This window comes from Nocardia sp. NPDC024068 (assembly GCF_040638875.1).
Taxonomy (GTDB): Bacteria; Actinomycetota; Actinomycetes; order Mycobacteriales; family Mycobacteriaceae; genus Nocardia.
In genome coordinates this window covers 38,838-53,972 of the sequence record NZ_JBEZYU010000035.1, presented here as the reverse complement: position 1 = coordinate 53,972, position 15,135 = coordinate 38,838, and the positions used below count along the sequence as shown (strand labels likewise).

At 68.3% G+C, this 15,135-nt stretch carries 12 protein-coding genes; 8 read left to right on the top strand and 4 right to left on the bottom strand.

All coding sequences use genetic code 11. The features are described from left to right. Positions 1-202: 202 nt before the first annotated feature. Entirely contained in the window at positions 203-562 is a 360-nt protein-coding gene (locus AB0F41_RS22505; RefSeq protein ID WP_357426809.1) for a GntR family transcriptional regulator, read from the bottom strand. Between the two features lie 29 nt (positions 563-591). Further along, on the bottom strand, positions 592-1,863 hold the full coding sequence (locus tag AB0F41_RS22500; protein WP_357426807.1) for an arginine deiminase: 1,272 nt from the start codon (positions 1,861-1,863) through the stop codon (positions 592-594). 129 nt (positions 1,864-1,992) lie between these two features. On the opposite strand from AB0F41_RS22500, the gene soxR reads away from it, so the two are divergent. Beyond that, the gene (gene soxR, locus AB0F41_RS22495) at positions 1,993-2,565 is read left to right on the top strand and encodes a redox-sensitive transcriptional activator SoxR (protein WP_357426805.1); all 573 of its coding nucleotides are present in this window, start codon (positions 1,993-1,995) and stop codon (positions 2,563-2,565) included. Here soxR and AB0F41_RS22490 read toward each other — a convergent pair. Together AB0F41_RS22490 and AB0F41_RS22485 are read right to left on the bottom strand one after the other, a co-directional pair. After that, the gene (locus AB0F41_RS22490; protein ID WP_357426803.1) at positions 2,489-3,400 is read right to left on the bottom strand and encodes an SDR family oxidoreductase; all 912 of its coding nucleotides are present in this window, start codon (positions 3,398-3,400) and stop codon (positions 2,489-2,491) included. The genes soxR and AB0F41_RS22490 overlap by 77 nt on opposite strands. Before the next feature lie 118 nt (positions 3,401-3,518). After that, positions 3,519-5,684 carry a hypothetical protein gene (locus tag AB0F41_RS22485; protein WP_357426801.1) on the bottom strand — a complete coding sequence of 722 codons (2,166 nt, stop codon included), beginning with the start codon at positions 5,682-5,684 and terminating at the stop codon, positions 3,519-3,521. A 504-nt stretch (positions 5,685-6,188) separates the two neighbouring features. Here AB0F41_RS22485 and AB0F41_RS22480 point away from each other — a divergent pair. The 7 genes from AB0F41_RS22480 (at position 6,189) to AB0F41_RS22450 (ending at position 15,133) form a co-directional block, all read left to right on the top strand. Further along, a complete protein-coding gene (locus tag AB0F41_RS22480) occupies positions 6,189-6,632 on the top strand; it encodes a GyrI-like domain-containing protein (protein ID WP_357426799.1) in 444 nt (147 codons plus the stop codon). Then, entirely contained in the window at positions 6,629-7,084 is a 456-nt protein-coding gene (locus tag AB0F41_RS22475; protein WP_357426797.1) for an AraC family transcriptional regulator, read from the top strand. Before AB0F41_RS22480 ends, AB0F41_RS22475 begins: the two co-directional genes overlap by 4 nt. Before the next feature lie 266 nt (positions 7,085-7,350). After that, on the top strand, positions 7,351-8,124 hold the full coding sequence (locus AB0F41_RS22470; RefSeq protein ID WP_357426796.1) for a hypothetical protein: 774 nt from the start codon (positions 7,351-7,353) through the stop codon (positions 8,122-8,124). Next, positions 8,114-10,264, top strand: a complete 2,151-nt coding sequence (locus AB0F41_RS22465) for an Rv1355c family protein (protein WP_357426795.1) — start codon at positions 8,114-8,116, stop codon at positions 10,262-10,264. The genes AB0F41_RS22470 and AB0F41_RS22465 overlap by 11 nt, the downstream gene beginning before the upstream one ends. 16 nt (positions 10,265-10,280) lie before the next feature. Further along, positions 10,281-12,143, top strand: coding sequence for an EAL domain-containing protein (locus tag AB0F41_RS22460; protein ID WP_357426793.1), 1,863 nt, complete (start codon positions 10,281-10,283; stop codon positions 12,141-12,143). A gap of 89 nt (positions 12,144-12,232) precedes the next feature. Beyond that, positions 12,233-13,360 (top strand): glycosyltransferase, encoded by a 1,128-nt coding sequence (locus tag AB0F41_RS22455; RefSeq protein WP_357426791.1) that lies wholly within the window; start codon positions 12,233-12,235, stop codon positions 13,358-13,360. 117 nt (positions 13,361-13,477) lie between these two features. Further along, positions 13,478-15,133, top strand: a complete 1,656-nt coding sequence (locus AB0F41_RS22450) for a hypothetical protein (protein ID WP_357426789.1) — start codon at positions 13,478-13,480, stop codon at positions 15,131-15,133. Positions 15,134-15,135 lie beyond the last annotated feature (2 nt).

Sequence of the window (15,135 nt, the reverse complement as noted above, 5' to 3'; positions counted from 1 at the left end):
ACGCACCTACCCCACCTTGGCAAGCAACGCCACCTACCCCACCTTCGCGAGCAACGCCACCTACCCCACCTTGGCAAGCAACGCCACCTACCCCACCTTCGCGAGCAACGCCACCTACCCCACCTTGGCAAGCAACGCCACCTACCCCACCTCGGCAAGCAAGCCCGCTCAAACAGTTTCCCCCGCGAACCCCGCCGACTGTTCAAGTGGCGAGGGCGGCCTCCACGTAGCGGATCGCGGCAGCGTCGTCCAACCCCAGGCGACGGATCGTGGCGACATAGTCGGAGGCCGCCCGGCCCGCGGCGTCGGCCGTGGGGTCGCCCGAGGAGGCGATGAACGAACCCAGGCGGCCCCGGGTTTCCAGCACCCCGTCCTGTTCCAGCTCCCGGTAGGCGCGGGCGACCGTATTGGGGGCCAGGCCCAGCTGGGTAGCCAGGGCGCGCACCGTCGGGATCTTCGTGCCCGCGGTCAGTTCCCCGGCCCGGACCCGCGCGATAACGGCGAGCCGTAGCTGTTCGTAGGGTGGGACGCCCGAATCGTGCGACACCGTGATCTCGAGCATGGCTCGTTCTTACCGCATCCGGTCGGTTTTCATAGCGGATCCCGGGCAAGCGGGCAGGACAGGCAGCGTGGCCCGCCGCGCCCCGACCCCAGCTCCGAGCCGGGAATGCGCAGCACCTCGACGCCGGAGTCCTCCAGCCGGGCATTGGTCATCTCGTTGCGCTCGTAGGCCACGACCACACCGGGGGCCAGGGCGAGGGTGTTGTTGCCGTCGTCCCACTGTTCGCGTTCCGCGGTGACCCCGTCCAGCCCGGTGTCGATCACCCGCAGTTTCCCGATCCCCATGGCCGCCGCCGCGGCGGGCAGGAAGGGCTCGGGACCGGTCACCACGCAACTGCCGGAGTCGTCGTCACTGCGCAGTGTGTAGGCGGTGAGGCTTTCGCGCACACCCGGGTACATCACCACCGCGTCGGTATCGACCATGGTGCATAGGGTGTCCAGATGCATGGTGGCGCGGTTCTGCGCGATCGGCACCACCAGCACGGTATGGGCCAGCCGGTCGTCGAAGAGGCTGCGCGCCAGGGCTTCCGCGCCGGCCGGGGAGGTACGCTCGCCTACTCCCACCGCTACCACGCCCGGGGCCAGCAGCAACACATCGCCGCCCTCGATCGGGGCGGTATGTGATTCGTAGGCCCGCCGCACACCGAGGAAGCGCGGATGGAATGCGTAGATCAGATCGGTCAGCGAGGTCTCCCGGGCCCGGGCGGGTAGCGCCAGCGCGGTGATGGCCACCTTCGGGCCGATCCAGAACGAGGAGTCCCGGGTGAACAGCAGATTGGGCAGCGGGTCGATCACGAAATCGCCGCCGTGGTGCATCCGGCGCACCAGGGAGGTGTTGTCGGCGGCGAAGGGTAATTCGTCGAAGGTCATACCCGCCATCAGGACCCGGGCCAGTTCGGGTGCGGGGATCCCGCGCAGATGGGCGGCGAGATCACCGGCGAGGGCATGCCCGAGCCGGCGGGTGTGCACCGCGGCCGAAATACCCTGGATACGCGCGGCGCCGCTGACCGCGAGGGTTTCGGTGAGTACATCGGCGAGCAGCACCACCTCGACTCCGTGCTCGCGCAGCACCCCGGCGAAGGTGTCGTGTTCCTGCTGGGCACGCTCCACCCAGGGAATTCCGTCGAACAGCAACTGGTCGTTGTTGCGCGGGGTCAGCCGGCGCAGTTCGTCGCCGGGGCGGTGCAGCAGAACCGCGCGCAGCCGGCCGACTTCGCTCGTGACCCCGTAGGCGGCGGAGGCGTGGTTCTCGTTCCGAGTTCGGGCGGCGGCGACCGGATCGGGAGCGGCATCAGATCCCATGACCCGAGATTAGTGCGCGCACGTACCGCGGGCACGGCGGCGCCGCGAGATGTTCGCGGCGCAGTTGCCCCGATTCCGCCCGCGCCCCCGGCAACCTGAAGTATTGTTCAGGATGAAGGAGGAGTATCGATGCCGACACCGGATTGGACCACGAAGGAACTGACGCCAGGTCAGCTTTCCGAGCGTAGCGGAGTCGCCGTGTCCGCGTTGCATTTCTACGAACGCGAAGGCCTCATCTCCAGTCGCCGGACCAGCGGAAACCAGCGTCGCTACACGCGCGAGACACTGCGCCGGGTGGCATTCATCCGGATCTCCCAGCGCGTCGGGATCCCACTCAGTGATATCCGCGCCGCGCTGGATCGTTTGCCGGAAGGTCGCACGCCCACCCGGCGCGATTGGGAGACGCTGTCCACGGCCTGGCGGGTCGACCTCGACGAGCGGATAACCCAGCTGGTCCGGCTGCGCGACAACCTCACCGGCTGTATCGGTTGCGGATGCCTGTCACTCGGTAGCTGCAAACTCGTCAACGAATACGACCGGCTGGGCGCCGAGGGACCCGGCGCCCGCGTCCTCGACGTTCATCTGAACTGCCCGGACACCGGCCTGCCGGACGCCTGCGATCCGCTCACTGCGGCTGCGGCGTCTCCGGATCCGCAGCTGTGCGCGCCCGATCCTGATTCACCGACCGCTTCAGCGTGCTGAACTGCTGGTTGGCCTGTCGCATGAGCAGTTCGTAGGGGAACGCGAATTTTCGCTTCCACCAGTAGCCGAACCGGATATCGAATGAGCTGTACACCAGGAATCGGTTGCGCTCGATACCCTTCAGAATGGCGGCGGCGACCTTCTCCGGCGCCACCGCGTGCCGGGTGAACAGCGAGGTCACCTTCTGTACCCGTGGATGCTCCTTGTCCACCCCGACCAGGTCGAAGGTCCGCACCAGCGGTGTCGCCACGGCGCCCGGCGTCACCACGTGCACCGAGATTCCGTGCTCGGCGAGCTCGAACCGCAGCACCTCGGAGAGTCCGCGCAGGCCGTACTTGCTCGCGCTGTAGGCGGCGTGCCACGGCAGCGCCAGCAGCCCGGCCGCCGAGGAGACGTTCACCAGCGCACCGGGCCGGCCCGCGCGCACCATCGGCGGGACGAATCGCTCGATTACGTTGATCGGTCCCATCAGGTTGATATCGACCATCCGCTGCCAGTGCCGGATCTCCAGGCTGTCGACAGTGCCCCAGATCGACGTACCCGCCACGTTCATCACCACATCGAGGCTGCCGAATCCCTCGTGCACGGCCGCGGCGAACTCGGCGACGGCGTCGTAATCGGAGATATCGAGTGCCCTGGCGAGCAGTACCGTCCCGCCGCCGCGTTCCACCTCGGCGACGGTCGCGGCCAGGCCCTCGGCGTCGATATCGGTGAGTACCAGCTGCGCCCCGCGAGCGGCGCAGGCCAGCGCGCTGGCCTTGCCGATCCCACTGGCGGCGCCCGTGATCAGCGTTTTCGCGTCCTGCACCGATTTCCTGCGGTCGACCCGCCCCATGCTGATACTCCCGATCGTCGGACTGCGCTGTCGGCTGCAGCGTACCGATCCGGAGGCGGCGCGGCACCACAGAAGCTGCCGCGCTTCCTCGGCCGGCGGATCCGCCGCACCATGCCGGTCACAGGCTCCAGGGTCCCAACCCGAGTTCGGGCGCGGCGTGCTCCAGATTCACCAGTCGCCTGACCGAGGCAGCAAGGGCGCCCAGATTCTCCGCGGACGGAACACTCTCGAACGCTCGCGTCAACGCGTAGTGATCGGTGGCCAGCTCGAAGGCGATCGCGGTGCGGGTGTCGCGGCCCACCGAACTCCATTCCTCGGCAGAGATGTTGACCCGCAGTTCCCGATCGGAATGCCAGTGCCGGCGCACCCGGGCGATGAACTCCTCGTTCAGCGCCGCTCCGGGAACCGGTGCCAAGGTATGGCGAGCCAGGCTGTCGCCGTCGCTGACCGCCTGCGCGGCGAAGGCCGGCTGGGCGTCTGTGCCGGCATGGTTCAACACAGCGTTTCCGGAGGCGATCGCCGACTGCAGTGGCGTGAAGCTGTTGAGATCGCGCGAGCGGGTGTTGTCGCGTACCGAACGGGCGCGCAGCGCCCCGTTCACCCGGTCATCGGTTGCACCGGCGTCCAACAGGACCGCGGACAGATGCCGGTTGGGCACCCGATTGTTGATGAGATAGCTGAGTGCGCGGGCCAGCCCGAGATCGGTTTCGATCCCACCCCACGCGTCGGCCTCCCGTCGTGCCAGCAGCCGCCAGTTCTGCCGGGCCATTGTCTGCCACTGGTGCCCTTGCAGCCGGCTGGCAGCGGTGGTGATACTGACCCGATCGTTGAGCATCCGAACGGCGGACAGCGGACTCAGCGGGTTCAGGGTGCGACCCGCCGCCCAGGCGGTCAGTGGGGAAGCGTTCACCGTGTTGAGCGCGGCCAGGCCGGCCACGGTCCCGGCCACCCCACCACCGCCGGAGCCGCGCCCTCCGGTGCCGCCCATTCCGAGCGCGGTCCCGGCCGGCCCACCGGGCGCACCCTGCAGGGTTCGCGCGATCCGATTCGCCACGAATCCGGAGCCCCGGGTCATAGCCCCGGCCAGTCTCCGCAGCTGGAGGATCGCGACGACCTGAACGACCGCCGCGACCACCAGGACCGCGATCACCTGGCCGCGGGCCTGCTGGAAGAGGTTGCCCAGGAACAACAGATAGACACCGATGAACACCGTGTAGGCGCACATCCGGGCCGCCGAGATCCCCGCGTTCACCAGATTGCGGACCAGCAGCGTCTGAGTGGGGCCGAAGACGAAACCGCCCGCGGCGAACCCGAATATCGCGAGGAAGCATTGATAGATCGCGTCCAGCGCCGCCCGTATCAGCCGCACCGACAGCACCACCGCGAACAGCAGCAGAACCGCGGCCGAGACCAGGAGCAGCAGACCGGTGCCGATCTGCCCGACCCGCGGATGGGTGGCAGCGTGCGCCGCCGCGGCGTCGCCGCAGTCGTCCAGCGCGCGCCGCGTCCCGTCGGTATCGCCCGCGGTAACCCCCGCCGACCACGCGTCCGCGCAGGCGGAGCGGTTGTCGACGATATGCCCGAAATTCCAGACCTGCACCGGGCGGCGCACGAAATTGTCGGCCATATCGCCCTGCAGGTCGGTCAGCATGAGATCGGGGTCGCGGGTACCGGACCCGTCGAGTCCCGCGGTGACCGCCATCCCCACATCCCGGCCCTGCGAGAGCAGACCGTCGGAGTCCAGCACCGCTCCCAGCGGCGCGGACAGGAACAGCGGGCCCAAGATCGCCACCGCCAGCAAGGTCAGTGTCTGTACGACCGCGCGGGCGGGGAACCCGCGCACGATGAACCAGGCGACGAAGAAGGCGCCGATACTCGCCGCGGTCACCAGCATCATCGGCGTGGCGATCTGCGCGGCGAGGGCGTTCGCGGTGCCGCGTAGCGCGTCCGCGAACAGATCGAGCCAGGTGAAGCTCAGCGCGAATCCGATGAACCAGATCGCGGTGGTCACGATGACCATGTATCCGACGAATTCCACGCCCAGGACCGTCCACACGACGGTGGCGCCGGGGTCGAGCAGCCCGCCGTCGTCACCGACGAACATGTAATCGGCCAGCGAGACCCCGGCGGAATCCCGAATATTCATCCAGGCGACCCCGTCCATCCGGCTCGGCGCGGCGGCACCCGAACCGTCCTGGGCGACGGCCACGGCCCCGAGCACGCCGGGGAACCCGACCGCCAGCAGGAAAACGACGAGACAGCGCCTGAGACGCCGCCGGACCACTGCCGTCCGTGGCGTTTCCGCACCGCGCGTGCCGAACGAGCGCACAGCCGCCGGTCCGGATTACCGGGCCGCGCGCGCTGCGCGTACGGGCCGGGCGGGCGTTGCCCACCGAACTATTCTGCCGATCATGCTGGCATTGGTATCGACGCCGGATGAAGTTCCGCTGAACGATCAATGGCGGATCACGCCCACACCGATGAACTGCGGAACAATATCCGGTGCGCCATCCAGTCCTGGGAATAGCGGTAAAATGCGCGAATCACCTTGTGGAATGCGACTACTCGACCGCCTCGCCGAATTCGATCGGCGGAGATCGGCGGGTGGCGCGAATATTGCCGGGAAGCCATGCTGGTCGGCTGGGCACCGTACCGCCGCCGGCAGACCACCCGCCACGCGCGCGGCCTGCGCGCGCACCGGCCGCGGCGCGGCCGGTTGATAGCATGGCGAGCCGGCCGACCAATCGGTCGGCTTGTCGGCCAGGAGACATCTCGAAAGAGTCTTTCCATGCAGTTTGAAATCGTCGAGCGGGACGAGACGTGGGTCGCCGGACTCCCGGTACGCAGCCCCAAGCGAGCGCTCGGTGAGCTGCGCGACCGGGACCTCGAGGGCGCATGGTCCTCGGTCCTGCATCACGAGCTCGGCGGTCCGCTGGCGACGGCCTATACGGACTACTCACCTGATCTGAGCACCTACAACACCCAGATCGTCGGCTATCAGTGCAGCTCGTTCGACGACGTCACCCGCGGACATCTGGTCGCGCGACTTCCGCGTGGCAGCTACGCGAAGTTCAGCTCGGTGGGTAACTTTCCGCAGATCATGATCAGCTTGTGGACGCAGATCGCGTACGCCGAGGAAAACAACCAGATCAAACGGACCTTCTCCGGCGATTTCGAGTTCTATCCGCACGCGTACAAGATCGACCTTTACCTGGCGGTAGAACCTCGATGAGTTACACGATCGTGGTACGCGGCGAGTCCGTGTACGCGGGCCTGGTATTTCCCAAGGTCCGGCCCAGTTTCAAGGTGAGCAACAGCGAACTCATCGAGTTTCTCAAGGACCGGTTGCGCGAACGCGCCGCCGACAGCACCGAACCGGCCGATTCCGGGCGTCCCATGTACACGGTGTACGTGCGCACCCCCACCGGGACCTACAACGCGCTGGTGTGTTTCGAATACGCCGAACCCGGCGCGGCCCAGGTCGGCGATGTACTGGTCCGGGTCCCGCGGGGTGTCTTCGCCCGGTTCGTACCCAACGGCGACTATCACGACCCGGTCGAGGACGTGTGGGCGCAGGTCGACGATGCCACGGCCTCGGCGGAGATCACCCGCGCCTATCGCGAGGAGATCGAGATCTGGCACGGCTCGGAGTCGGTCGAGTTGTTCATCTCGATCACTGCCTGACCAATTCGGCAACCTATCGTTGCCAACCGGTAACCAACCCAGAACCAACCGGTCTGGTGGTAACTCCACATTCTGGAATCGACCGGGCTGACCTGCGATAACAAATCGGGCGCGGATCAGTTTTCGGAAGAGTAACCAGAGTTCTGGTCAATTGTGTTCCGATGACGGATACTGCACAGGGCACGTCGACGAGCCGGGGCGTCCGACGAGCTGCTGAACGAATAATCCGCGCAGCACCGCGTGCGCGGCGAAAGAGTAGGAACTGCATGACTGTCGAAACAATCGCAGTCGGCCTGGAAGACCCGTGCCGCGGCCGCACTGCGGGATTTCGCGATAACGCATCCGGTTACGAAATCTGCGTTACCACCCCGCACCGCTCCCCCGAACTCTGGCGAAAATACTTGAACGGCGCGCGGGAATCCTACCGCCACTTCGGCAACGAATCCGCACTGGAATACGACACCGTCCGCGACGGCTCCTCCACCGCGCTGTTCTTCGCCGCCACCGACGCCGCCGGCGAGGTGGTCGGCGGAGTGCGGGTCCAGGGCCCCTACACCTGGGTCTCCGATGCGGCCTCACTCACCCCCTGGGCCGGCCGTCCGGGCGCCTCCGAACTGAGTCTCATGATGGCCCGGCGGATCCCACACGGAGTGGTCGAATCGCGAGCCGCCTGGGTGGCCCGGGACGCGCCCCGGCGCCACGATCTGGCCGCCGCGATATCGCGCTGCATGGCGCACGCACCCCACCTGCTCGACGCCCGCTACGGGTTCGCCACCGTCGCCTCGTTCACCACCGATCGGCACCGCGCCAGCGGCGGAGTGGTCGCACAGTTGATCGCGCCGGTGCCGTACCCGGACGAGCGGTACCGCACCCTGCCGATCTGGTGGGATATCCGGACATATCGCATATTTGCTGATAAGTTGCAGTATCTGCTCATGCGTGGTGAACTTCGCGCTATGGGATTAGCTGAGCCGCGGACGAGGCGGTCGGATCGACCTTTCGGCCACGGTGGGGAGGAATGCTACGCATATGGTCGGTGAGGCAGATCTCGGGGTGGAATACCGTCCACTGATCCTGAATCCGGGGGATCCCGAAGACGAACGGGCACTGGCGGGGCTGCGCGGCACCCCGCATATCGAAACCAATGATCTACGGGGGCTGCTGGCCGCCGAATTCGACCGTCTCAACGACCCGCCGGATACCGGGGAAACCGCCGACGACGATCGCTGGATCTACTACCCCTGGCGGCGCAGCGTCCTCGTGCTGCCGGGGCCCCGCACCTTCCGGACGATCCGGCTGGACCGCAACCGCAACAAGCTCACCCGGGCCGAACAGGAGCGTCTGGCCACTCTGACGGTCGGGGTCCTCGGCCAGAGCGTGGGCCATGCCATCGCCTACACCCTGGCGCAGGAAGGGGTCTGCGGCGCACTGCGACTGGCCGATTTCGACGAACTCGAACTCTCCAACCTCAACCGCGTACCCGCCACCCTGTTCGATATCGCCGTGAACAAGGCGATCGTCACGGCCCGGCGGATCGCCGAACTCGACCCCTATCTCCCGGTGGAGGTACGCGGCGCCGGCGTCGACGCCGATTCCGCCGACGAATTCCTCGACGGGCTGGGAGTCGTTGTGGAGGAATGCGACTCCCTCGATATCAAACTGCTCATCCGGGAAGCGGCCCGGCGCCGGCGGCTCCCGCTGATCATGGAGACCAGCGATCGCGGGCTCCTCGATGTGGAGCGGTTCGACCTCGAACCCGAGCGCCGCCCATTCCACGGTCTGCTGGGCGAGACCGCGGCCGAACAACTACGCGGGCTGTCCACCCGCGACAAGGCTCCCTACGTCGTGGGCCTGCTCGGCGCCCGGGACCTGTCGGCGCGGATGGCGGGCAGCCTGGTGGAGGTCGGCGAGACCTTGAACAGCTGGCCGCAACTGGGCGGCGATGTGGCGCTCGGCGCGGCCAGTGTCGCGACGGCCGTCCGCCGGATCGGTCTGGGCCGGCCGTTACGGTCGGGTCGCACCCGGCTCGATATGGAACAGGCGCTGGACGGCCTCGCCGACCCCGAGATCGATATCGAGATATGCGACGCCGACGGCGAGCCCGAACCGCTCCCGGCCGCGACGACCGACCGCATCCTGGCCTGCGCCCAGCGAGCGCCCTCCGGCGGCAATATCCAGCCCTGGTCGCTGCGGGCCTCCGACGACGAGATCCGGATCCGGCTCGACACCCGGTACACGACCGCGATGGATATCGGCTACCGCGGCAGTGCGGTGGCCCTGGGCGCCGCGCTGTACAACGCCCGCGTCGCGGCCGCCGCGCACAATGTGCTCGGCCCGTACGAATTCCTCGAGGACTCCCACGCCGATATTCCGCTGGCCGCGATCCTGCGGCCCGGAACCGGCACCGATCCGGTACTCGCGGCCGACTACACCTACACGATGTCCCGCGAGACCAACCGCAGGCTCGGTTACGGCGGGCAGATTCCCGCCGCGGTTATCGACGGTCTGAGCACGGCCGCGGCGGCCGAGGGAGCGCGAATACGGATGGTCAGCGATTCGGCGGGGCTCCGGAAGACGGCCGCGGTACTGGCCGAATCCGACCGCATCCGCTATCTCACGCCGCGGCTGCACCAGGAGATGTTCGCGGAGATGCGGCACCCCGGCGACGACCTGGCCGACGGTATCGACACCCGTTCGCTCGAACTGGCCCCCGATGAGCGGGTCGCCCTGCAGATCGGCCGACGCGCCGATGTGATGGCCCAGTTGCACAGCTGGTCGGCCGGGGCCGCGCTGGGTGACTACGCCCGGGACAGAGTGCGCTCCAGCTCCGCGGTGGTGGCGGTGACCTTCGACGACCGAGCGGCGGCAGAGTCCGTCGTATTGACCGGTTATGCCCGCGCCGGCGCCGCCGTCCAGCGCGTCTGGATCCATGCGCAGCGGTCGGGGCTGGCGGTGCAGCCCATGTCCCCGGTCTTCTTGTTTTCCCGAACCCGTACCGAACTGGATGCGCTTTCGGCGGCATACGCGGATAGACTGTCCACACTTCAGGGTCGTTTCCTGGACATACTGGACGTGCCGGAAAATGAAAGCGTGGCGCTGGTATTACGCCTGAGTTACGCGGCTGCTGCCAGCGTGCGGAGCAGACGCCGCCCGGTAACGGGCGGGGATATCCGCGGATAGTGTGATCGGAGATCAGGTGCCTCGGCGGACACTCGACTCGCTGGTGACCGAAGTCGCCGCGGAGCTGATGGGCGTCGATTCGGCGACGATGGTATCGGCCACCGAGCAGGTTCTGGCGATGCTCATCGACTATTTCGATGTCGATTTCAGCTACCTCCGCCACAACGATCCCAAGAACCGGGCCACCGTGCTGGTCGCCGAATGGCCCCCGCGTCAGGACGTCCCCGAACCCGATCCGCTCAAGGTCGTGTACTTCGACCAGGCCGATTCGGTGTTCAAATCGCTCGAGCACGCCACCGAGCCCTTCCTGATCCCGGCCAGCGCCGCCGACTACCAGCAGACCATCCACTCGGCATCCGGGCTGGGTGAGATCAGCTCCGCGGCGGTCCCCCTGGTTTCCCGGGGCCGCGCGACCGGGCTGCTCGGGTTCGTGAAGGTCGGCGACCGCGACTGGAGTACCCGCGAGCTCAATGTCCTCAAGGCCATCGCCACGCTCTTCGCGCAGTTGCAGGCACGTGTGGAGGCCGAGGAGCAGTTGCGTTTCATCGCCCTGCACGATGATCTGACCGGCCTGGCCAACCGCCGCGCCCTGCTCGAACATATGGAGCAGCGCCTGCGGCCGGGCAGTCCCGGGCCGGTCGCCGCCTTCTTCCTGGACCTGGACCGTCTCAAGGCGCTGAACGATTTTCTCGGCCATACCGCCGGCGACAAGTTCATCCGGACCCTGTCCGAACGGCTGCGCGAGAATCTCGACCCCCACGATATGATCGCCCGCCTCGGCGGCGACGAGTTCGTGATCGTACCCGCCAAACCCATCGATACCGTCGCCGCCGAACACGAGGCGACCCGGATCCAGGAGCTGATCAGCCGCCGCGTCACCGTGGGCGGGGAATCGGTCAGCCGCGGGGCCAGCGTAGGGGTCGCGGTCGGTATCCCGGGTGAGACCACGGTCGCCGACATCATGCGCCGGGCCGATCATGCCCTGCTGTCGGCCAAATCCGGCGGCGGCAACGGTGTCGCCCTGTTCACCGACGCCATGCGCGCCCAGTTCGAACTCCAGGACGATGTGGAGCTCAACCTGCGCGGCGCGGTATCCGACGGCTCACTGATCCTGCACTACCAGCCCGAGGTGGATCTGCGCACCGGCCGGATCGTGGCCATGGAGGCGCTGGTGCGCTGGGAGCATCCCACCCGGGGCCTGCTGCCGCCCGGCGCGTTCGTCACCGTCGCCGAGGCCACCAATCTGGCCGGTGAACTGGGCCGGTGGGTTATCCGCACCGCATGCGCGCAATTCGCGCAGTGGCGGCGGCAGGGGCTGGCCGCGAATATGGTCATGCGGATCAACGTGTCGCCGGTGCAGCTGGTGAGCCTGGACTTCGTGGAACGTATCGAGGACGTACTGCGGCAATTCGGGATCGACGGCAGCTCGATCTGCCTGGAGATCACCGAGCACGTGGTGGTGCAGGATCTGGCCCGCACCCAGGTGACGCTGCGCGGCCTCAAACGAATGGGCGTGCAGATCGCCATCGACGATTTCGGGACCGGTTACTCCTCGCTGTCGCATCTCAAGGCGCTGCCGGTGGACGCGGTGAAGATCGACCGCGGTTTCGTGCAGCGCCTCGGTGCCAGCACCGACGATCTGGCCATCGTGAAATCGATCATCGGGCTGGCCGGATCGTTCGGTCTCGGCGTCGTCGGCGAGGGCGTGGAGACCCCGGTCGCGGCCCGCACCCTGGTGGGGCTGGGCTGCTACCGCGCTCAGGGTTTCCTCATCGCCCGGCCGCTGCCCGCGGACGAAGTCGAGGAGCATCTCGCCGTGGGCCGGATCCCGCTCAACCTCGATCTGCCCCGGGTCGGCCGGGGATTACCCGCCCAGTAGCGGCCGGGCGAACAAAAAACACCGTTCGTTCACCGCGCATTCAGCGGCCCGGTTCCACCGGTCACCCGGCCCGGGTCACGATCGGCGACGTGCGCATTGTGCAACTGGCGAATTTCTACGGTCCGCGCTCGGGCGGCCTGCGGACCGCGCTGCATCATCTCGGCGAGGGATATGTGGCGGCCGGGCACGAAGTCGTGCTGATCGTGCCCGGCCCCCGGCGCGACGAAGAGGTATTGCAGACGGGAGTCCTGCGGATCACCCTGCCTGCCGTGAAGATCCCGTGGGCAGGGGGCTACCGGGCCGCGGACCCACGCCGGGTTGCCGATGTCCTGACCGGTCTGAGGCCGGATACGCTGGAGGTATCCGACCGCCTGACCCTGCGTGGTTTCGGACGCTGGGCCCGGCGCCGGAATGTGGCCGGGGTGATGATCTCCCATGAGCGCCTGGACCGGCTACTCGGCCAGATCATGCCGGACCGGGCGGCCCGCGCCTGCGCCGATATCGCCAACCGCCGGACCGCCGCCGAATACGACATGGTCGTGTGCACCACGGAATTCGCCCGAGCCGAGTTCCGGCGGATCGGAGCGCCGAATGTCGAGATGGTGCCGCTGGGGGTCGATCTGGACCTGTTCAGCCCGAACCGCCACGACCGCGGTCTCCGGGCCGATCTCGGGTTGCCCGGGCGGCCGCTGCTGGTGCACTGCGGCCGGTTGTCGGTGGAGAAACGCGTCGACCGCAGTATCGAGGCGATAGGCGAGCTACGCAACGCCGGGGTCGACGCCCGGCTGGTGGTGGCCGGCGACGGCCCCCGCCGCGACGGCCTGGAGCGACGGGCCCGGACCCTGCCTGCCCTTCCCGGTGGTATGCCCGCGGTGCATTTCACCGGTTTCATCACCGACCGCACCGCGGTGGCCACGCTGCTCGCCACCGCGGATATCTCCCTCGCCCCGGGTCCGCACGAAACGTTCGGGCTGGCCGCGCTGGAGGCTCTGGCCGCGGGTACACCGGTGGTCGCCAGCCGCTCCTCGGCCCTGGCCGATATCGTCACCGCAGATTGCGGCGCCGTCGCCGCCGACGATCCGGCGGCGTTCGCCGGCGCCGTCACCGAATTGCTGGCCCGGCCGCCGGCACTGCGGCGCGGTGCCGCACGGCAACGAGCCGAACAATTCACGTGGCCGGCGGCCGTCTCCGGCATGCTCGCGGTACTCGACCGCTGATCCGCGGCGGCCGCCGGTCCCCGGATTCCCATCGGCGAGAACGCGTCTCTGCGACAACATAATTCGGCGAGAGATGATTGCTCCTTCAGATCAGGAAATCCGCAGAAGGACGGTCGTATGGCGCAATCATTGCGAATCGATCTGGAACGGCTGCGCACATTGTCCCCGGAACTGGCTCAGATCGCCGCGGCGGCGCAGCGGGAGCTGGCCGCCCTCGAAATCGGGTTGGCCGAGGAGGGCCGGTTCTGGGGCGAAGACGAACCGGGCCGGTTGTTCGGCGAGGCCTACGCCCCCGAGCTCGACAACGGGTTGTCCGCGTTCCGGACGGTGATCGACAACCTCGGGCGGGTCGGTACGGCGGTGGGCGACGCCGGCGATACCTTCGAACGCCAGGACCAGGAGGGGAACCGCTGGATACAGGATCCCTCGTCTCCCGGAACGCCCCTCCCCGACGCTCCCGGAACCTCTCCGGGCGAGCAGTTCCCCGGCGACATCCCGCCCGGATCCGGCCCGGCGCGGTATCCGGGCCCGGCGACGACCGGAACCGAGCCGGCAGGCGCCCCCGTGGCACCGCTGGGCGAGACCGGCGGATCATCAACGCACACTTTTCCCTACAGCACCACAACGGCCGGACCCGACAACACGGCAACAACCGGGCCCGGGTCCGCCGGCACGGACGCCGGATTTCCAGGCGATATCTCCAGCGGGACCGAGTACCCGGCCGCCCGCTCGGACCCATCGGCACTCGGCGGGCAGCCTGCACCGGCATCCGCAACGAGAGCGACACCCGGACCGCCGGGCGAACGCCCCGGCGCAGTACGGCCTACCGCCGCACCCGGAACACCGGCCGCCCGAGCAGCTCCGGGTAGCCCGTGGTCGCAGCCCAAGAGTGCTACCGGCGCCGCCTCGTCGACCGCCCCGTGGAAACGGAGCGATGCCGCGGCCGGGCCGGGCCGGAATCAGATATCGGCACCGAACTCGGCGGGCCCGCCGCCGGGAAACCACCCCGCGCAACCCCCGCGCGGCGGGAAGAAGCAACAGAAGAAGACCGAGCCGATACCGGGCCGGCCGAGCGACGACGCCGTTCACACCGATCCCGCCGCGCTGGAGGCGGCACGCGCCCTGGCCGACCGGCACGGCCTGCGGCTGACCGGATTCGAAACCTCCGGCATCGGTGCCGGTTCCGTCGGGGAGATCGCGGCAGCGCTCGACGATATCCTCGGCAAATACCCGTTTCTCGCTCTCGGCGGAATCGATATCACCGACCTCCCCGCGGATGCCGTCTACCGAGTCCGATGGGACCGGCTCGCCGATGAGCCCGCCGCCGCCCGGATTCTGCTGCGGCGCTCCGCCTTCGCGACTCCCGAGGGGGCCGCCGCGACGACGACGGCCGCCACGGCGGCGGGACTGATCGCACCCCGATCCGGCGATCGGCCCGTGTACGCCACCATCGTCCATGCTCTCGGCCGAGTCGTGGCGGATACGGCCGGACCGGCCGCGCTGCGGTCGGCCGAGCAGGTGTTGATCACGGAGTACCACCGCATCAGCGGTCCGTGGAACCGTGGCGACACCCTCGCCGCCGTCGTCCGGGGATACCGGGAATGGCGGGGCAGCGCGAGCGATGCCTGTTTCACTCACGGCCGCCTCGATCCACTGGCCGCGTCGGTGGACAGTTTCGCCGAGGTCGAATTGCGGGCCGGCAGCGCGTGCGGCCCGGCGAAAGCGCTGCACCGCGTGGCGGTCGAGAGAGCCCGCGGGCGGTCGGTTCCGTAGTG

What these genes read in the sequence shown, in the direction of transcription:
- AB0F41_RS22500 (WP_357426807.1), bottom strand. Translation starts at nt 1,863, where the DNA reads ATGGGATCTGATGCCGCTCCCGATCCGGTCGCCGCCGCCCGAACTCGG.
- AB0F41_RS22465 (WP_357426795.1), top strand. Translation starts at nt 8,114, where the DNA reads ATGGTCGGTGAGGCAGATCTCGGGGTGGAATACCGTCCACTGATCCTG.
- AB0F41_RS22505 (WP_357426809.1), bottom strand. Translation starts at nt 562, where the DNA reads ATGCTCGAGATCACGGTGTCGCACGATTCGGGCGTCCCACCCTACGAA.
- AB0F41_RS22450 (WP_357426789.1), top strand. Translation starts at nt 13,478, where the DNA reads ATGGCGCAATCATTGCGAATCGATCTGGAACGGCTGCGCACATTGTCC.
- AB0F41_RS22480 (WP_357426799.1), top strand. Translation starts at nt 6,189, where the DNA reads ATGCAGTTTGAAATCGTCGAGCGGGACGAGACGTGGGTCGCCGGACTC.
- soxR (WP_357426805.1), top strand. Translation starts at nt 1,993, where the DNA reads ATGCCGACACCGGATTGGACCACGAAGGAACTGACGCCAGGTCAGCTT.
- AB0F41_RS22470 (WP_357426796.1), top strand. Translation starts at nt 7,351, where the DNA reads ATGACTGTCGAAACAATCGCAGTCGGCCTGGAAGACCCGTGCCGCGGC.
- AB0F41_RS22475 (WP_357426797.1), top strand. Translation starts at nt 6,629, where the DNA reads ATGAGTTACACGATCGTGGTACGCGGCGAGTCCGTGTACGCGGGCCTG.
- AB0F41_RS22490 (WP_357426803.1), bottom strand. Translation starts at nt 3,400, where the DNA reads ATGGGGCGGGTCGACCGCAGGAAATCGGTGCAGGACGCGAAAACGCTG.